The sequence below is a fragment of the Flavobacterium akiainvivens genome, assembly GCF_001278115.1.
Classification (GTDB): Bacteria; Bacteroidota; Bacteroidia; order Flavobacteriales; family Flavobacteriaceae; genus Flavobacterium; species Flavobacterium akiainvivens.
On record NZ_LIYD01000005.1, the window covers coordinates 1,742,453 to 1,760,985 of the forward strand.

The 18,533-nt window shown below is 41.9% G+C and carries 21 protein-coding genes, 2 tRNA genes and 2 other annotated features; of the genes, 7 read left to right on the forward strand and 16 right to left on the reverse strand.

Features of this window, described 5'->3' with window-relative positions:
* Positions 1–149: 149 nt before the first annotated feature.
* The 9 genes from AM279_RS07615 to AM279_RS07655 all read right to left on the reverse strand — a co-directional run bounded on the left by AM279_RS07615 (position 150) and on the right by AM279_RS07655 (position 7,015).
* Positions 150–223: transfer RNA gene (locus tag AM279_RS07615), tRNA-Ala, on the reverse strand.
* Between the two features lie 109 nt (positions 224–332).
* A tRNA-Ile gene (locus AM279_RS07620) sits at positions 333–406 on the reverse strand.
* Between the two features lie 113 nt (positions 407–519).
* Positions 520–643, reverse strand: a sequence feature (16S ribosomal RNA rRNA prediction is too short).
* A gap of 13 nt (positions 644–656) precedes the next feature.
* Positions 657–1,082, reverse strand: a sequence feature (16S ribosomal RNA rRNA prediction is too short).
* A 426-nt stretch (positions 1,083–1,508) separates the two neighbouring features.
* Positions 1,509–2,750: a T9SS type A sorting domain-containing protein gene (locus AM279_RS07625; protein WP_054407265.1), complete on the reverse strand. Its 1,242-nt coding sequence runs from the start codon at positions 2,748–2,750 to the stop codon at positions 1,509–1,511.
* A 173-nt stretch (positions 2,751–2,923) separates the two neighbouring features.
* The gene (locus AM279_RS07630; RefSeq protein ID WP_054407267.1) at positions 2,924–3,622 is read right to left on the reverse strand and encodes an SIMPL domain-containing protein; all 699 of its coding nucleotides are present in this window, start codon (positions 3,620–3,622) and stop codon (positions 2,924–2,926) included.
* A gap of 81 nt (positions 3,623–3,703) precedes the next feature.
* The gene (locus AM279_RS07635) at positions 3,704–4,111 is read right to left on the reverse strand and encodes a cytochrome c oxidase assembly factor Coa1 family protein (RefSeq protein WP_054407270.1); all 408 of its coding nucleotides are present in this window, start codon (positions 4,109–4,111) and stop codon (positions 3,704–3,706) included.
* Positions 4,112–4,191: 80 nt separating this feature from the next.
* Complete coding sequence (gene murA, locus AM279_RS07640; protein ID WP_054407272.1) at positions 4,192–5,502, reverse strand: UDP-N-acetylglucosamine 1-carboxyvinyltransferase; 1,311 nt, start codon at positions 5,500–5,502, stop codon at positions 4,192–4,194.
* A gap of 16 nt (positions 5,503–5,518) precedes the next feature.
* Entirely contained in the window at positions 5,519–6,229 is a 711-nt protein-coding gene (locus AM279_RS07645) for a DUF4290 domain-containing protein (protein ID WP_054407274.1), read from the reverse strand.
* An 11-nt stretch (positions 6,230–6,240) separates the two neighbouring features.
* Positions 6,241–6,525, reverse strand: a complete 285-nt coding sequence (locus tag AM279_RS07650) for a DUF493 family protein (protein WP_054407276.1) — start codon at positions 6,523–6,525, stop codon at positions 6,241–6,243.
* Between the two features lie 190 nt (positions 6,526–6,715).
* A complete protein-coding gene (locus tag AM279_RS07655; RefSeq protein ID WP_054407278.1) occupies positions 6,716–7,015 on the reverse strand; it encodes a hypothetical protein in 300 nt (99 codons plus the stop codon).
* Between the two features lie 95 nt (positions 7,016–7,110).
* Here AM279_RS07655 and AM279_RS07660 point away from each other — a divergent pair, with 95 nt between their 5' ends.
* From AM279_RS07660 to AM279_RS07670, 3 genes are all read left to right on the forward strand, one after another.
* Positions 7,111–7,707, forward strand: coding sequence for an alpha-ketoglutarate-dependent dioxygenase AlkB family protein (locus AM279_RS07660; protein WP_054407280.1), 597 nt, complete (start codon positions 7,111–7,113; stop codon positions 7,705–7,707).
* 115 nt (positions 7,708–7,822) lie between these two features.
* Positions 7,823–8,122, forward strand: coding sequence for a hypothetical protein (locus AM279_RS07665; protein WP_054407282.1), 300 nt, complete (start codon positions 7,823–7,825; stop codon positions 8,120–8,122).
* A gap of 88 nt (positions 8,123–8,210) precedes the next feature.
* Positions 8,211–9,143, forward strand: a complete 933-nt coding sequence (locus AM279_RS07670) for a 1-phosphofructokinase family hexose kinase (protein ID WP_054407284.1) — start codon at positions 8,211–8,213, stop codon at positions 9,141–9,143.
* 75 nt (positions 9,144–9,218) lie between these two features.
* Here AM279_RS07670 and rlmH read toward each other — a convergent pair whose 3' ends face one another.
* On the reverse strand, positions 9,219–9,692 hold the full coding sequence (rlmH, locus tag AM279_RS07675) for a 23S rRNA (pseudouridine(1915)-N(3))-methyltransferase RlmH (RefSeq protein WP_054407286.1): 474 nt from the start codon (positions 9,690–9,692) through the stop codon (positions 9,219–9,221).
* A gap of 54 nt (positions 9,693–9,746) precedes the next feature.
* Positions 9,747–11,756 (reverse strand): NAD-dependent DNA ligase LigA, encoded by a 2,010-nt coding sequence (gene ligA / locus AM279_RS07680; RefSeq protein ID WP_054407288.1) that lies wholly within the window; start codon positions 11,754–11,756, stop codon positions 9,747–9,749.
* Positions 11,757–11,883: 127 nt separating this feature from the next.
* On the opposite strand from ligA, the gene AM279_RS07685 reads away from it, so the two are divergent.
* The gene (locus AM279_RS07685) at positions 11,884–12,861 is read left to right on the forward strand and encodes an endo alpha-1,4 polygalactosaminidase (protein ID WP_054407290.1); all 978 of its coding nucleotides are present in this window, start codon (positions 11,884–11,886) and stop codon (positions 12,859–12,861) included.
* 83 nt (positions 12,862–12,944) lie between these two features.
* Here AM279_RS07685 and AM279_RS07690 read toward each other — a convergent pair whose 3' ends face one another.
* Both AM279_RS07690 and AM279_RS07695 read right to left on the reverse strand, forming a co-directional pair.
* Positions 12,945–13,412 carry a DUF6495 family protein gene (locus AM279_RS07690; protein ID WP_054407292.1) on the reverse strand — a complete coding sequence of 156 codons (468 nt, stop codon included), beginning with the start codon at positions 13,410–13,412 and terminating at the stop codon, positions 12,945–12,947.
* 44 nt (positions 13,413–13,456) lie between these two features.
* Positions 13,457–14,023 (reverse strand): hypothetical protein, encoded by a 567-nt coding sequence (locus tag AM279_RS07695; RefSeq protein WP_054407294.1) that lies wholly within the window; start codon positions 14,021–14,023, stop codon positions 13,457–13,459.
* A gap of 98 nt (positions 14,024–14,121) precedes the next feature.
* Here AM279_RS07695 and nadC point away from each other — a divergent pair, with 98 nt between their 5' ends.
* From nadC to AM279_RS07710, 3 genes are read left to right on the forward strand one after another with little or no spacing between them, the layout of a single operon-like run.
* A complete protein-coding gene (nadC, locus tag AM279_RS07700; protein WP_054407295.1) occupies positions 14,122–14,979 on the forward strand; it encodes a carboxylating nicotinate-nucleotide diphosphorylase in 858 nt (285 codons plus the stop codon).
* Complete coding sequence (locus AM279_RS07705; RefSeq protein ID WP_054407297.1) at positions 14,979–15,905, forward strand: YihY/virulence factor BrkB family protein; 927 nt, start codon at positions 14,979–14,981, stop codon at positions 15,903–15,905. The genes nadC and AM279_RS07705 overlap by 1 nt, the downstream gene beginning before the upstream one ends.
* A 20-nt stretch (positions 15,906–15,925) precedes the next feature.
* Positions 15,926–16,351 (forward strand): DUF2147 domain-containing protein, encoded by a 426-nt coding sequence (locus AM279_RS07710; RefSeq protein ID WP_054407299.1) that lies wholly within the window; start codon positions 15,926–15,928, stop codon positions 16,349–16,351.
* Positions 16,352–16,674: 323 nt separating this feature from the next.
* On the opposite strand, the gene AM279_RS07715 is transcribed toward AM279_RS07710, so the two are convergent.
* From AM279_RS07715 to AM279_RS07725, 3 genes are read right to left on the reverse strand one after another with little or no spacing between them, the layout of a single operon-like run.
* On the reverse strand, positions 16,675–17,283 hold the full coding sequence (locus AM279_RS07715) for a hypothetical protein (protein WP_054407301.1): 609 nt from the start codon (positions 17,281–17,283) through the stop codon (positions 16,675–16,677).
* 11 nt (positions 17,284–17,294) lie between these two features.
* Positions 17,295–17,897: a hypothetical protein gene (locus tag AM279_RS07720; protein ID WP_054407303.1), complete on the reverse strand. Its 603-nt coding sequence runs from the start codon at positions 17,895–17,897 to the stop codon at positions 17,295–17,297.
* A complete protein-coding gene (locus AM279_RS07725) occupies positions 17,890–18,504 on the reverse strand; it encodes a hypothetical protein (RefSeq protein WP_054407305.1) in 615 nt (204 codons plus the stop codon). The genes AM279_RS07720 and AM279_RS07725 overlap by 8 nt, the downstream gene beginning before the upstream one ends.
* Positions 18,505–18,533 lie beyond the last annotated feature (29 nt).

Sequence of the window (18,533 nt, forward strand, 5' to 3'; positions counted from 1 at the left end):
AGTTGCCAGCTAAAAGCTTTCTGTGCTTTCTATATTTTTCTACTTTTTGTATTATCCCAATATGTCAATGAACGGTTTCCTTAGTTTTCAGTCGCAGTCCCAGTAGGCAGCTATCTGCTTACTGTTCACTGTGACTGTGAACTGGATTGTGGAGAATATCGGAGTCGAACCGATGACCTCCTGCGTGCAAGGCAGGCGCTCTAGCCAGCTGAGCTAATCCCCCGTTTTTCAGTCAGCAGTTACCAGATAGCAGTTTGCAGTTTGATAACGTGCTCACTCTAACGTGATAATCACTCAACTTCTAAAATTTCCTAAAAGATTCGAGAAACTAGTAGTCCCGGGCAGACTCGAACTGCCGACCCCTACATTATCAGTGTAGTACTCTAACCAGCTGAGCTACGAGACTATGTTTATTTCAAGCTCTCTCTTCTTTTTAATTTTTTGAACTAACAGCGAGAGTAGTATTACTCATCTTTATATCTAAGACTTAGAGACCGTGTCTCTAGAAAGGAGGTGTTCCAGCCGCACCTTCCGGTACGGCTACCTTGTTACGACTTAGCCCCAGTTACCAGTTTTACCCTAGGCAGCTCCTTGCGGTCACCGACTTCAGGTACCCCCAGCTTCCATGGCTTGACGGGCGGTGTGTACAAGGCCCGGGAACGTATTCACCGCATCATGGCTGATATGCGATTACTAGCGATTCCAGCTTCATGGAGTCGGGTTGCAGACTCCAATCCGAACTGAGACAGGCTTTATAGATTCGCTCCCATTTGCATGGTGGCTGCTCTCTGTACCTGCCATTGTAGCACGTGTGTAGCCCAGGACGTAAGGGCCGTGATGATTTGACGTCATCCCCACCTTCCTCACGGTTTGCACCGGCAGTCTTGTTAGAGTTCCCGACATTACTCGATGGCAACTAACAACAGGGGTTGCGCTCGTTATAGGACTTAACCTGACACCTCACGGCACGAGCTGACGACAACCATGCAGCACCTTGTAATATGTCCGAAGAAGGATCTGTTTCCAAACCTGTCATACTANCAAAACTTTTTAGCTAATTTCAAAACCTCATTCTTTATAGTAACTAAGCTTTTTCTGTTAACCAATCCGTCTTTCAATCTTTCTAAGAGCGTCGCTGTTGTAGCGGGTGCAAAAGTAGTAACTTTTTCTTTACTTCCTAATCTTTCAACAACTTTTTTCAAATTTATTTTTTTGAACCTTTTTCCTGATAATACCAGGTGTTGTCGTTGTTTTCAGTAAGTGCAGAACGTTGCTTGATTGCGGGTGCAAAAGTAGGCACCTTTTCCGCTTTTCCAAACTTTTAAACCACTTTTTTTAAAACTTTTTCTTAACATTCTGATAATATGAATACTTAAGAAAACAAGGTTTTTACAGATTCACTAAAAATCGTACTTCTTCTCTACGGAATATCGTAAAGAGACATAAAAAAGGGCTTTCAGAATACCTGAAAGCCCAGCAAAAAATGAAAAAACCTTAACTAAACTAACTTATTGCTTAACAACTTTTACGACAGATGAAGCTGTAGGCGACTGTACCTTTACCACATAAATACCTGATGGTAATGCTGATACATTATATGAAGCCGCTATATTGGTATTAGTTTTAAGAACTTCTTTACCTAAAAGATCATATATACTTATTATTACATTGTCAATAGAACCATCTGCAGCCGATATATTCAAAACATCAGCAACCGGATTTGGAGCAATCGTAAAAAACTGATTTTCAAAAACTTTAGCTGATGTAACAGCCTGCGCAGTTACTGTTGTGTATATTCCATCATAATTTACCACAATTTCTTTACCTGATACAGGCACAATCTTGCCTGCTTGTATATGAGCATTAATATCAGAAGAAAAATCTACCCCGGTACGCATTATTCTTAGTGTTCCGTTATCAATAGTGACTTTAGAATTTTCATGAAGCCCAAGATAAGGAGCCGCAAGATCGTTATTATTAACTGTTACGATACCTGAATTTATATTAAGAGTACCTACAACCGCACCCAAAGACCCCTCGGTTCCCGGCGTATCAACAAATAAATCTCCTACTATAAGTCCCTGACCACAATTAATAGTACCGCCATTTACATTAACAGTACCATTCGGACCAATAACTGTGTTCCAATATGCTGATGATGTACCACCGGTTTCAACATTTAGCACCCCAACCGGATAATTATTGCGCGTACCCACCTCTACCTGGAATCCGCCATCTATAAGTCCGCCATCATTTACATTAACCGTACCGTTGCCGTTTGCAAGCACGCCTATAAATATTCCCTGCCATTGTTCAGGGTCAGCATTGTTACAACGCATGGTTCCGTTTATATTAACAGTACCCTGACCTTCGCGCCCTACCCTCATAATATGGCGGCATAAAAAGGTAGCACCACTATTTACTGTAACCGTTCCGTTTAAAAAGTCATTAAAGAACACATTAAAATCTGCATTTACAGTAAAATTGCCACCATAGTTGTCAAATATACCGGGCTGCCAGTCTATAAATTCGCTAAGTATGGGCGAAGTCCCGGTATTATTAACATGAACAACCCTGAAACCTCCGTTATCAAACAGCACCGGGCCATCTGAACTATTCCAGTTAGATGTGGTATAAAAGTTACTGGTACCCCCATTCCATGTATACGTCTGGGCAAATGCTTTTCCGCCTCCTAACATAAGGGCAAGCGCTGCAAAGGACACACCTTTTGCTAAAGTAATTTTTTTCATAATTAAATTTGGTTTGTTTTATAAATGTATTTTTTACACTTAACAAAAATAAACAAATTATTGAATCACGAAAACGTTTTAAATAAAATAAGTATATTTTTTTACACAAATATTTTATAACACCATAAAAAAACCACTAATAAATTAGCGGTTTCATTATACTTGTATTAAAATTACTTTATGGCATACTTTACAAAGTAAGAAAACTTTATAGTAATCTGGCTAAAACTCACATCACCAAACTCATTATTAGTATCCGGTTCAATATAATAATTTGCTATGTTAGGCTTAGCATTACCCGCCAAATACGAATTAGGAATTTCTTCAACTATTTTTAAAGGCTTACCCGGTTCTTCGCCAATGGCCGCAAGCAGGTAAGTAGCCTTATCTTTAGCAGCCTTAATTGCATTGATGCGAATCTGCTTGTTTAGCTCGGTTATTTGGGTATGGTCTGTTTTTGTAATGCCGGCCTCTTTAATATTACTGTCATGTAATCCTTTAAAAACGGCACTTGCCTGGGCAGCTGTGCTAACTTTTAACGTATATACCTTTGCCTCTTCAACCCCTTTCTCCTTTCTTTTATATAATATGATATCTGAACTGGCATCAGACAAGGACAAATTACCAATAGGGATGTTTAATGAATTTACAAGTGCTTTAAGCTTTTGTTCCTGTTCTGCTATAGGATAATTATTGCGGTTTACTACTTTATCTTTTAACGTTATTGTAATATAAATAATATCAGGCACTACCTTCATTTCTGCTGTACCGGTAACTTCAATATAATGTTCTGAAGCGGTTTCCGGTTTTGAGGTTTGTGCATAAATTGACAGGGTGGCCGCAAGCAGGGCCATACTAAAGATTTTTTTCATAAGAAGTACTGGTTAATTTATAATTAGAAAGGTAATAAAAAAGCCGCAAAAAATTGCGGCCTGATAACAAGAGCTTTAAAATTAGTTTCCCACCTCAAGACGGGTTACCTGCCAGTCCTGCACAGGGTCTTTTGTTAATTCAACATATACCTCTGCATCATGTTGGGTTCCCTTTACGGTAATAGACAACTGCGCAGAACCTGAATCATTTGAGGTTTGTACACTACCTGTAGGGAAGACACCAAAACCTTCAACACCACCGGTTGCTTCTATAACCTCTTTATTATTCTTAATTTCCCTAACGGCAGTTTGATAAGCATCGGTATTTTTTATGATGCCCATAACAAGGAAAACAAAACCGGTAGCTGCCAGTAGTACCGCCGGAATTACAATACTGAGTATTTTTATTGTTTTTTTACGTTGCTTTTGCCTGTAGGCTATATATTGAGGGTCGTTTTTATACGATTCAAAATGTTGGGAATTTTGCATAAGGTGATTTTTAAATTTGTATAATACATTGAAATAACAAAAAAGCCGTGCAAAAGCACGGCTTTAAATTTATATGTAGATTAATCTATCCTGGTAATTTTTGCACCAATAGCTTTAAGCCTTTCGTCAATGCGCTCATAACCACGGTCTATCTGGTCGCCATTTTGAATGATACTTACGCCTTTTGCAGATAGCGCAGCGATAAGTAATGATATACCTGCACGAATATCTGGTGAAGACATTAGTATACCACGAAGCTTAGACTTAAACCCAAGGCCAATTACGTTAGCCCTGTGGGGGTCGCACAAAATAATTTGTGCACCCATATCTATAAGGCGGTCTGTAAAGAACAGGCGGCTTTCAAACATTTTTTGGTGTATAAGCACACTACCCCTTGCCTGTGTGGCCACAACAAGTACAATGCTTAAAAGGTCTGGCGTAAAGCCCGGCCACGGAGCATCGGCAATGGTAAGTATTGAACCGTCTATATAACTCTGAATTTCGTAACCTTCAGTATGAGCCGGAATATAAATATCATCTCCCCTGCGCTCAAGGGTTATACCCAGCTTACGGAACGTTGAAGGTATAACACCCAGGTTATCCCAGCTTACATTTTTGATTGTAATTTCACTCTGGGTCATGGCGGCAAGGCCTATCCAGCTTCCTATTTCAATCATATCTGGTAATATGCGGTGCTCGCATCCGCCAAGGCTATCCACACCTTCAATTTCAAGAAGGTTAGAGCCCACACCGGTAATTTTTGCACCCATGCTGTTTAGCATATTGCATAGCTGTTGCAGGTAAGGCTCGCACGCAGCATTATATATAGTAGTCTTGCCTTCAGCAAGTACAGCTGCCATAACAATATTAGCTGTGCCGGTTACCGATGCCTCGTCAAGCAGCATATAGGTACCTTTTAACCTCTCGGCCTCTACACCATAAAAATGGTCTTCTTCGTTATAACGGAATTTAGCCCCAAGGTTTATAAAACCTTCAAAGTGGGTATCAAGCCTGCGGCGCCCTATTTTATCGCCACCCGGTTTAGGAATATAGCCTTTGCCAAAGCGGGCCAAAAGCGGGCCTACAATCATAATAGAGCCACGCAGGGCAGCTCCTTCTTTTTTAAACGCTTCGCTCTCTATATATGAAAGGTTTACCTCATCTGCCTGAAAAGAATAAGCACCATGGCCAAGCTTTTGCACTTTAACACCAAGGTTACTTAATAGTGCTATAAGCTTGTTTACATCTATAATATCAGGAATATTGGTAATAGTTACTTTTTCAGGCGTAAGCAACACGGTACACAATACCTGTAATGCCTCATTTTTGGCACCTTGTGGCGTTATTTCACCTTTTAGCGGCGCGCCGCCTTCAATTCTAAATGTTCCCATTAAGCGTTAAAAAAAATTATTTGCGGTTGTTATTATTCTGGTTGTTGCGTGTGCCCCTTTGTGGCTGCTGTTTTGATTTTGCATTACCGTTATTGACGTTGCTGCTAAACTGTGCCTTATTACTTGTTTTTTTATTAACTTTCATAAGGTTGCTCGTTGCAGAAAGCTCTTCCCCACCAGAGAAAAGGTTAATCCTGCCGCCACTAATTTCAAGCAGGTGCTCAAAAATTACGGTATCCTCAACAGTATCCTTATTCCAGCTCAGGAATGATTTTTTCATGTGGTTGGCAATAACCATAATAAGGGCATTTTTCATCTCGCCGTCTTCCCAGCTGTTGGCCACATCAATCATATACTTAATGTTGTTGCCATAAAAGCGGTATTTAGGAAAATTTTGCGGATACTCCAGCTTGCCCGGCTTTTGGTTAAGCGTTTCTCGGCTTGGCAATGGGTATGGCGAATCTACATCTATCTTAAAATCGCTCATTATAAACAACTGGTCCCAAAGCTTGTGCTGAAAATCGGGTACATCGCGCAGGTGCGGGTTAAGGCTTCCCATAACCGAAATGATGTATTTAGCCGCTTTGTTGCGTTCATCCCTGCTGGTTAACGCCACAGCCTGCTCAATTAGCTTTTGCAGGTGGCGGCCATATTCGGGTATTATAAGGTGTGGCCTTTCGGCATTATATTCAAGGTTGAATATGGCTTCGTCAGCTTTATACTTCATACATAATTTTATTATAAAGAAATAATACCCTCTATTGTGCCCAGTTGCTGGTACTTTTGCACAATGGCATCAGGCCCTTCCATCTTTACGTTTATAGATACACTGGTGTACTTGCCTGTTTTAGACTGGTTTGTTTCTATGACAGCACCCATATTATTAAAGGCTTCTTCTACCAGGTTTATTTTATCGACATCGCTTGGAACAATAAATTTAAAAAGATAAATGGCAGGCCACTCTGCACTGCCGGCAAGCTCTTCTTTAAGCCTTGCATAAAATTCTTCACTTTTCTTATCCATCTTCATTTAAATAAAAGGCAAATATACACTATCCCTTAATATATTTTTCAAAATATAAGGTGTGCAATGTGCCGGTTAACTATTTTTTTAACTTGTAAAGCAACCTTTACCGTTTTTAAGCATCTATAATAAAAGGTTTAGGTTTAAATTGGTTAGTAAAAACCGCTGCGGGAATCCTGCAGCGGTTTTTTTATTGTATGACAATGAGCACTGTAGTTAATGACGCCGACGTTAAAAAGAAATACCCATAAAACAGCACGCGTGCCAGCACGGTTTGTTTGCGGAATTGCTGAAGCACTAAAAAAAGTGCCGTACCCATAAACAGATTAAGCCCTATAAGCGTGAGCAATAATTTAGAAAGCTGCAGGTTAGCCACCCCATAATAGTTATTAAGCGCCAGGCTTAGCAATATGGCAAACACGGCAAACCATATAAAGTAAATGGCCACCAGTACATGATAGGCAATATGTTTTACATCATAATTTTTCATACAGGCTTATAGATTAACGTCAATTAACATTGCTTACTGAACTTTTTTTGTAGTATCAGGCTTACCTTTACCGCAAATATAACGCCATTTATTGTATGGATCTTTTTAGTAACACAACTAACCTATTACCTTATGATGGCGAAACACTTTACTATGGCCATATATTAAGCATTAGTGAGGCTAACCGGTATTTTGAAGCGCTAATGCACAATATAGCCTGGCAGCATGATGAGGCTATAATTTATGGCAAACATTACATAACCAAACGCAAAGTGGCCTGGTATGGCAACGAGAACTACAATTATACCTACAGCAATACCACCAAACAGGCCCTGCCATGGACACCTGAACTTATTGCCCTGAAACAACTTGTAGAAAACATAACAGGTACACAATTCAATTCATGCCTTTTAAATCTTTACCATACCGGCGAAGAAGGCATGGCCTGGCACAGCGACGATGAAAAGGCGCTTGGTAACAACACCATTATTGCTTCTTTAAGCCTGGGTGCAGCACGCAAGTTTAGTTTTAAGCACAAAAAAACGGCCGAAAAACGCGATATTATATTAGAACCCGGAAGCCTGCTGGTAATGCAGGGCACCACCCAAACGCATTGGCTACACCGCCTGCCGCCAACAAAAACGGTTAAAAATGCCCGGATAAACCTGACTTTTAGATCAATAGTCTATTGAATCATACAAATTATCTACAGACAATGTTAAAGAGAAGTTAAAATTTTTATATCTTTACACCATAAATCCTGTGCCCTCAGGAATATATCGTTACTAATTCAACTAAAACGCTACTATGAAACTTAAGGATCTTAAAGCGTGGCTTGATGCCCTGCCCGAAAGCGAACTTGAAAAGGAGCTTATTTACAACTCTACCGAATATGGCATATCTGGCCCACTGGGAGAAGTAGATTATGCCCATGACGACCTGTATTATACCGGAGATGAACCTGCCCTGCTGCACACAAAGCGCGAATTAAGGATGCAGGGATACAGCGCCGGCGAAATAAACAGGCTTGATGTGGAAATACCCAAAGGCAAATACTACATTGAACTGAATAACGAATACAGCATACTGCAACGTTTCAGTTCATAATTCTTAACACAAACTTAGGCACAGCCAAAGCATATAATTGCTAAATTAGCTTTTTAATGTATTAAAAATACTACAAAGCTAATTTAGCATGGCTAAACAGATACTTACCATAACCTTAAACCCTACTGTAGATAAGAGTACCACAGTAGAAAACATTAAACCCGAAAAGAAACTGCGCTGCACCCCGCCAAAATATGAGCCGGGAGGTGGTGGCATTAATGTTTCAAGGGGGTTGGCCCGGTTTGAAATACAATCAACTGCATTATTTACATCAGGCGGGCGAACAGGCAAACTGCTTGAGGAACTTCTTGAAGAAGAGGGCGTACAATCATACCCTATTGATGTTGCTGCCGAAACCCGCGAAAACTTTATTGTGGTAGACACCAGCCATAACGAGCAGTTTCGCTTTGGGATGCCGGGCGAAGACATTACAGCTAAAGAGGTTGAAACCATTGATGATAAGATAAACTCCCTATCGCCTTTTCCGGAAATAGTTGTGGTAAGCGGTAGCCTCCCTCCCGGTATTGATGCGGCTTATATGCGTAACCTTGTTAAAAACCTTAAGGCTAAAGGTGCCAAAGTAATTGTAGACACCAGTGGCGATGCCCTTACCGAAGTGCTTAAAGAAGGCGTGTACCTGCTTAAGCCAAACTTAGGCGAGTTGGGCAGCCTTACCGGAAATACAGACCTGGATAACGACAGTGCCGATGAAGCCGCAAAACAGCTTATTGACGAAGGCAAAGCCGAAATTGTAGTAGTATCGCTTGGGCCACAGGGCGCTTACCTGGTTAGTAAAGATGAATGCATACATGTACCTGCGCCATCGGTTAAAAAGCGTAGTACTGTGGGTGCCGGAGATAGTATGGTGGCGGGGATGGTATCTATTTTAGCCAAAGGCGGTTCACTAACCGAAATGGCGCGTATGGGTGTAGCCTGCGGATCGGCTGCTACTATGGCTGAAGGAACCGGGCTGTTTACGAGAGAAAATGCTGAAAAGCTGTATAAGTGGCTTTCGAGATAAATTCCAAAAAACAAATATCAAATAACAAACCCACTCAGAACCTGAAACATGAAACTTTAAACCTGAAACTAAAAGTTATTGATGATGATACGGCTCATTCCTTAAAATGGTAAAAGCCCTGTATACCTGTTCTATAAAAAACAAGCGCACCATCTGGTGGCTGAATGTCATGTCTGAAAGTGAAATTTTACCCTGTGCCTTGCCATATACCTGTGGGCTAAACCCATAAGGGCCTCCAATAACAAACACCAGTGTTTTTATGCCGGAGTTCATTTTTTTCTGTAGCTCATCGCTAAATCCCACACTACTAAAGCGTTTGCCTCCCTCATCAAGTAAAATAAGCTGGTCGGTTGGCGTTAATTTGCCAAGTATCAGTTCGCCTTCCTTTTCTTTTTGCTGGGCTTCACTAAGGTTTTTAACGTTCTTGATATCAGGAATAATCTCAAGGTCAAACTTTACATAAAAAGACAATCGCTTAAGATATTCATCTATAAGCGTTTGAAGGGCTTTGTTATCGGTTTTGCCTATCGCGAGTAGTTTGATGTTCATTTTTAAAAGGTTCTTAGAAACTGAGGTACTGAGGTTCTTAGGTAAATGGAGTATCTAAGAACCTGAATCACTCAGCAGCTTTATAAACTCATCTTCGCTTATAATTGCCACCCCAAGCTGGTTGGCTTTTTCAAGCTTAGCCGGCCCCATATTGTCTCCCGCCACCACATAATGGGTTTTAGATGATATAGAACTGCCTACCTTGCCGCCATTAGCTTCAATAGCATTTTTGAGCTCGTCGCGGCTGAATTTTGTAAACACGCCCGATACCACAAATATTTTGCCGGCCAGGGTATCACTCACACTTGTATTGCCCGATGCAACAGCTTCAAGTTGCACACCATAGCCTTTAAGCCTTTCTATTAGTTTACGGTTTTCTTCATTTTGAAAGAAATCCATTACGCTTTGGGCTATGCGTTCGCCTATTTCGTCTACCAAAATTAATTCCAGTAAATTGGCAGCAGCAAGGTTATCTATAGTTTTATAATGGCGTGCCAGTTTTTTAGCAACGGTTTCGCCTACATAGCGTATACCCAAAGCATACAGCACGCGCTCAAACGGAATTTCCTTTGATTTTTCGATACCGTTTACCAGGTTTTCGGCACTCTTATCAGCCATACGCTCCAACGGCACTACCTGTTCTTTTTTAAGGTCATACAGGTCTGCATAATTATGAACCAGGCCGGCATTATAAAGCAGCGTAACGGTTTCTCCGCCAAGACCTTCAATATCCATCGCTTTACGCGAAATATAGTGCTGTATACGACCTACAATCTGTGGTGGGCAACCGTAGAAATTAGGACAATAATGCTGCGCCTCGCCCTCTTTACGCTCTAATTGCGTAAAGCATTCCGGGCATTTATCAATGTAAATGGTAGGCATAGAATCGACCGGACGTTTGGTAAAATCAACCGCTATAATTTTGGGGATGATTTCGCCGCCTTTTTCTACATACACTTCATCGCCTACACGGATGTCGAGTTTTTCAATCTGGTCGGCATTGTGCAGCGAGGCACGTTTTACGGTAGTACCGCCCAGCTGCACCGGTTCAAGGTTAGCCACCGGAGTGATAGCCCCCGTGCGCCCTACCTGGTAGGTTATTTCTTTAAGCCTTGTAGAAGCTCTTTCTGCCTTGAATTTATAGGCTACAGCCCAGCGCGGGCTTTTGGCAGTATAGCCCAGTTCGTCCTGCTGGTGCAGGTCGTTGACCTTAATAACCACGCCATCAGTCTCATACGGCAGGTCGTGGCGGTGGGTATCCCAATGGTCTATAAAAGCCAGTACTTCATCTATACTATTAGCAAGCTTAGCCTGTTTTGGTACTTTAAAACCCCACTTACGGGCGTGCTCAAGGCCTTCAAACTGTGTGTTAAACGGCAGGTTAGGCCCAATAATGCTGTACAGCAAACAATCAAGCGGGCGCTTAGCTACCTCGCCGCTATCCTGAAGCTTAAGGCTACCTGAAGCCGTATTGCGCGGGTTGGCATACGGTGTTTCGCCAGCTTCAATCATTTCCTGGTTCATCTTGGCAAAGCCCTCTAATGGCAGGATAATCTCACCGCGGATGTCAAACTTATCAGGAAAATCGCCCTTGAGCTTGATAGGTACCGCACGGATGGTCTTGATGTTTGTAGTAACCTCATCGCCCTGAAAGCCATCGCCACGAGTAACGGCACGCACCAGGCGACCATTTTCATAACGGATGCTTATGGATGCACCATCGTATTTTAATTCGCAGGTATACTGTATGTTGTCAGTCCCCAACCCTTTTTGCACGCGCTTTTCCCATTCCAGAAGTTCTTCCTTACTGTATGAGTTATCAAGTGAATACATACGGTATTCGTGCGGAATGGTGTTGAAGTTTTTGGTAATGGCGCCTCCTACCCTTTGCGTAGGCGAATCTTCATCAAAATATTCGGGGTGTTTAACCTCAAGCTCTTGTAATTCCTTAAGCTTCAGGTCAAACTCATAGTCGGTTATAGTGGGTTCGTCAAGAACGTAGTAGTTATAATTGTGCTGGTTAAGCTCGTTGCGCAGGGCGGTAATTTTTTGCAGGATGTCCATGCAGTTGCTTGTTTGTTTATCGTGCTAATTTAGTGTTTTTTTTGGAAGCCGCTAAGCTTCTCACCCACTTAGCCGCTAAGCAATAAGTAACATCACTTTTGAGTTATAACTGTAAATGACCCCAAAAATGAAAACAGTAATTTATTTAGTAATGGTTGTCGTGCTTGCAGGATGCAGCAACAGCAACGACGACAGTAGTGACAACACTACACCCGAAACGGGAGATTTCCGGCAGGAAATGCGCGATTTTGTTATTGGCATAAGCCAGACGGCCAAGGCCGTAAGCCCCAATTTTGCCATTATTCCGCAAAACGGCATTGAACTGGTTAGCAGTAACGGCGAACCTGATGGCTCCCCGGCAATCGACTACCTGAACGCCATAGACGGCAATGGGCAAGAAGACCTTTTTTACGGTTATGATAACGATGACCAGGCTACATCTGCTGAAAACACTTCCTATCTAAGAAGTTACCTCAACATTTCTAAGAATGCAGGCAACACCATACTGGCTACCGATTATTGCAGTACGCCCTCTAAAATGACGGATTCGTATGCTAAAAACGTAGCTGCCGGATATATATCGTATGCTGCACCCGACCGTAACCTTACCGTTATACCCACCGGCCAGCCGCATAACGTGAACAGTGATAATATAACCAGCCTGTCGCAGGCCAAAAACTTTATCTTTTTTATTAACCCGGTGAATTACAGCACAAAAGCCGAGTTTATTGCCACGGTAAACGCCACGAATTATGATATAATTATAATAGATTTATTTCTTGAGGAACAGCAGTTTACCCAAGCAGAAATTGCACAGATGAAGCACAAGGCTAACGGAGGTTCGCGGCTGATAGTGTGCTATATGTCTATTGGTGAAGCCGAAGATTACCGTTATTACTGGGACACTTCATGGAACAGCACAAGGCCAAGCTGGATTGCTGCCGAAAACCCCGACTGGCCCGGTAATTACAAAGTTAAATACTGGAATGAGGACTGGCAGGGCATCATTTACAAAAACGATGATTCTTACCTGAGCAAAATTACCTCCGCCGGTTTTGATGGGGTATACCTTGATATTATAGATGCTTTTGAGTATTTTGAATAGAAAGCTGCTGAGCCACTTAGCTGCTAAGCTTCTTAGCTATTAAAAAGCTCAGGAACTAAGTCGCTCAGAAGCAGCAGCTTCTTCTAAAACATATCCTCAAGCTGGCCATACAACACGCCATCGCTTAAAATAGCACCCTGCTCTATCAGGCTGAAAACCTCTGCATTACGGTCTTCGCCAAAAGGCTTTTGGCCGCGGGTTAGCTTAACCTCATCGCTAAAAATGTTCTCGTTAAGCCATTGCAGCCCCCCTTCGGTAAGGAAATCGGCATGCGGGGTATGGGCATGAATTACAATGCTTTGCATGGCATCTTCATTTATCTTGAACAGGAAAATGTGGTTTTTAGAGTAATGCTCCAGCCATTGGGCCTTGGTTATTACCTCATCCCACACCAGGTCGCTAAACACATCCAGCTCCTGCTCAGCTACTTCGGGCTTCTCGGCCTTAAGGGTATCCCACTCGGCTTTATCAATATTTTGTGACGCCAGGAAACGGATGAATTCCGGGTGTAGCTCTTCTAACTGCTCTTTGGTAAGGCGGGTATATTTCATGGTAGTATATTGAGGTGCAAAGGTGGGGAAAAGATACGGTAAATTCAATCCTTTTCTTCATTAGAACCTTGCTTGGGGACAATATTGATCACACCTTTTAAACTCTCTTTTCCAAACATTTGATATGCATCATAACCGCGTATAATTTCAATATGATGTTTGTTACTGAAGTCTTTATCCTTTGAGAGTTTTTTTAACTTCCTCTTCGAAATTTTTTTTCCGTTAAACAGTATCAAAGGATCATTACTCCCCATCTTTTTAGCCCCCGTATAAATCACTGAATTAATATTATCTATCAGGCTGTTATCTTTAATTACTAATCGAATTGGAAAAGTATAATCAGCCAATTTCGCAATAAAATTTTCGGCAATATAAAGTTGCTCTCCCGTAATCACCAGTGAATCAGACTTTATAGTATACTTTGTTTGAAATTGATGGTTCACTCCAACAGTTGGGCGGCCATAAATAAAAGAAACAACACTATCATTAACAAACAAGAGGTTAATACCATTGTACAGGGTATCATTACCATGCCCATAGTACAAATCGCCCTTTTTTTGACCGGAACAAACAAAATGAGCTAACAGCAAGATTATCAAGCAATACTTCATGATTGTATAGATTACAATTTATATGAGCACACTAATGTACTAAAGGTTGGTTTCCCTTCCCAAAAAAATTCCCTACCTTAGCATAACAATACCAAAACATGATTTCTGAACAACAATTCCAGGCCGAACTCAATATAATAATTACCAATGCCATACGCGAAGACGTGGGAGATGGCGACCATTCTTCCCTTGCGTGCATACCTGCCGATGCTACGGGCCGTGCCAAACTGCTGGTGAAAGACAACGGCCTGCTTGCCGGGGTTGAATTTGCCAAACAGGTCTTTCATTACGTAGACCCAACCCTTGAAATTGAGGTGTTTATACAAGACGGCACACCCGTTAAATACGGCGATGTAGCTTTTCATGTTTCGGGTTCTTCGCAAAGTATATTAAAGGCTGAACGACTTGTACTCAACGCCATGCAGCGCATGAGCGCTATTGCCACCAAAACCAAGAAATACGTTGATATACTGGAAGGTACGGGTACAAAAGTGCTCGATACCCGCAAGACTACGCCGGGCATCCGTGCCCTTGAAAAATGGGCCGTGAAGATTGGCGGCGGCGAAAACCACCGTTTTGCCCTGTATGATATGATAATGCTGAAAGACAACCACATTGACTTTGCCGGCGGCATTACCCCTGCCATTACCAAAACACACGATTACCTAAAGGCTAACAATCTCGATCTTAAGATTATAGTAGAGGCGCGCGACCTTAATGAAGTACGCGAAATCATCAGCAACCCGGGTATACACCGCATATTGCTGGATAATTTTGATTACGACCAAACCCTTGAGGCCGTGGCACTTATAGGCAATTACTGCCAAACCGAATCAAGCGGCGGTATCAATGAGCAAACCATGCGCCACTATGCCGAATGCGGGGTTAACTACATCAGCAGCGGGGCGTTAACGCATTCCATTTACAATATGGACCTCAGCTTAAAAGCATTTTAATGTCGGTTGAGCTGGAACATAAGCTGGAACGCATACCGGTACTAAAATACCTGGTGCGTTTTGGTAAAAAAATAAAACTTCCTTACAGTGAAGGGCTTACGCTCTACCACCTGCTCGAATTATACATTACCGGCATTGTAAAGGGCGACATTTCATACCGCGCAGGGGCCATTGCCTTCAGCTTTTTTATGTCGCTTTTTCCGTTTGCGCTGTTCATTCTCAACCTGATACCTTATATCCCGCTGCAAAACTTCAAGGAAGACTTTATGCAGTTTGTGCACGATAATGTGCCGCCCAACACCTATGATGCCATTGCAGATATACTGAGCGACATCCTTATCAACAAAAACGGGAGCCTGCTTTCCACAGGTATCTTGCTGGCTATCTTACTGATGAGCAACGGAATGAACGCCATTTTAAGTGGTTTCCAGAGCAGTTTGCACATTACCATTAAGCGTACGTACTTCAGGCAATACGCACTTGCTATAGGGTTGTCGTTGTTCTTTGCTATCATCCTAATCATCACAGTATCAGCCATTGTGGTACTCGAAGTGCTCATACAGGTGCTCAAAGACCAGGGGTACCTCAACGCCGACCTCGATTTTATACGCGTGGGGCGCTATGCTTTCCTGATACTCATGATTTTAACCATGACTTCCATCCTCTTTAAATATGCCGCCAGGGAAACCCGTGAGGCCGCTTTCTTTAGCTACGGGTCGGTTTTCAGCACCGTGCTTTTTGGCCTAACTTCCTATGGTTTTAGCATTTACGTTGAGCGATTTGCGCGCTATAATGAGTTGTACGGTTCAATTGGCACGCTACTTGTATTAATGCTGTATATATGGATCAACTGTTTTATTTTATTGCTTGGATTTGAATTAAATGCGTTAATCCATAAATTAAAACGGAAAAATTTGTATATTTAATTAAATTAACAGCTATAATTATGAAACGTACATTTTTTACACTTTTATTTGTGATGTTTGCAATCATAGGTGCTTCGGCGCAGGTGGTGGGCAAATGGAAGACTATTGACGACGAAACCGGCCAGGCCAAGTCTATTGTAGAGATTTATGAGAAAGACGGCAAGGTATACGGCAAGATTGTAGAGATACTAAACCCCGCCAAAAAAGACGCCAAATGCGACAAGTGCAAGGGCGCCGACAAAGGAAAACCGCTTCTTGGCCTTGTGATTATCAAAGGATTAACAAAGGATGATGATGAGTGGACTGATGGCGATATACTTGACCCAACCAAAGGCAAAACCTACAGCTGCACCATTACGCTTGATGGTAAAGACAAGCTGAAAGTGCGCGGCTACATGGGCGTTTCACTGCTTGGGCGCACCCAGGTGTGGCACAGGGTAAAATAGCCAGATGGTAGTTTGCAGATAGCAGACAACCCATTTTAAAAATTAACAAAATTACTACGATATTGATAAAAACATCCCGCTTCGACGGGATGTTTTGTTTACAGTAAAATCTTACTTTTTAAGAAGATTTTAATGCTAATATTTCACTTTCGGAACTTGGAATCGGATTTTTTCGACAGTTGGATTTTTTAGATTTTTCGACTGACTGTTTTTGCATTGAAATTTGCTTCGCATTTTCTCAAACAATAAATATTTTTAATCATTTTATAAAATACGATAATTAATATTTATTAACCGAATCCCTATATGATTGTTTCAAAAAACTACCTCAGTTTTATGCCATAGGTAATTCCGTTTGCATTAAAAAAATCACTAAGCAATTTTATAAACTCCGGGCAGCGGTATTCTACTGCATCCGCAAGCGGGTCTTGTTCGTCGGGCGAAAAATACAGCAGCCGGCAGGAAAAGCAAATCCCGAAATTTGCAACCAGGCTGTTGTTTTCATCATAAAACAATACCGAATTACGCGGCCAGTAGCTACAGTTATGCGGCTCCCATGGCAGCTTTTTATCCGGGTTTGGGGTATAATTAAGCATAATGTTGCTCAGCCCATCAACCGCAGCACCGGTTATCTGTTTTTTCTCATAAAGATAATAGGTAGTACTGCGTCCATAATATTCGGCTGTGAGAGTATCTATTATCTCCCTGCCCTGAAACAAACAGCCCGCAGCCAGCCCTTCAATTGTTGCGAGTTCCTTAACAACCAACGGTTCTACCGGATAAGACACCAGCACCACTTTCTTCGCCACATTAAACGGAAACAACGCATTGCGCTGCTCTACCGTTTTATTGCCATACCAGCCACAATCGGGGCCTGATCCCTGGGCAAAAAGGCTTAGTGGCAAAACAACAATCAGGAGTAAGTACTTCATTCTATGAGATTTTATTGTTCGTTAATACCATAAGTAATCCCGTTTTCACTGAAAAGCAGTTTTAGCAACCTGTAAGCATCAGGGCAGTTATTTACAACACTACTGTTATACAGTTTGTTGGGGTCCGGCCATATCTGGCCTTGTTGGCATTCAAAGCACATTTCGTAACAGCATATTATATTCCCCTCCGCATCATAAAACAGTATGGCATTACGTGGGTCATAACACAAGGCGCCTGCATATACATCGCCTTCAGGTTCTTCCTTAAAGGTATAATTAACCAGCAGGTTACTCAGCCTGTTTACAAAGTGCTGGCTCAGCGTTGCTTCTTGCTTAACGGCATAGGTTTTTTGCCGATGCCCGGTTATGGCAACATCTAAACGCTTTATAGCGTTGTATTTCTTCATTATACTGTCTATGCTAATACCACTATTGCATTTAGGGCACGGAAAAGACACCAGTACCACCCTTTTAGCCACATTAAACGGAAACAACGCATTGCACTGTTCAATCGTCTTATTGCCATAAAAGCCGCAGTCCGGTGCAGTATACTGTGCAGAAAGCTGCAGCGGGAGCAGGGCAGCCAGGAACAATATGTTATAAAACTTATTCATTCTCATCCATTGTGCCGTGTTTAATACCCTGTTGTTTAAAAAAATCATTAAGTACATACATTACATCGGGACATAAATTGTACAAATTCTTCATGATTTTTTCATCCGGTTCAAAATAAGCTTGGCCGCACATAAAGCATATTTCAAGGTTGCCAATAAGCTTGCCCTTCTCATCATAAAATAATACTGAGTTTCGCGGGTCGTAACAGGCTATATGGCCGTCTTCGCCGGTATTTTGGCCGGATTCCAATCCGTAATTGAACATAATATTACTTATCGAATCAACCGCGGCACCCGTAATCTCCTTTTCTTCAACAATTTTATACACCTTTTTGTATTTACCTGTTCCTACACTTTCTTTCCTGAGAAGGACAGGTTCTTCTCCAGATTGGCCAGAATGAATAACATCCTCCTCTCCCAGGTAAGCCACGAGCTTTATTTTCTTTGCCTTTTTAAAGGGAAACAGGGCATTGCGCTGGGCAACGGTTTTAGGACCGTAAAAGCCGCAGTTGTTTTCAGGAATAAAAACAGAGTCAGTTTCGGTTTCCTGGCTAAACGCAGGGTGCAGCACCGCAAGGAGTGCGATACATAGTGAGAGGAATTTCATAAGGTAAGGTTATGGTTGGTTGTAACTAT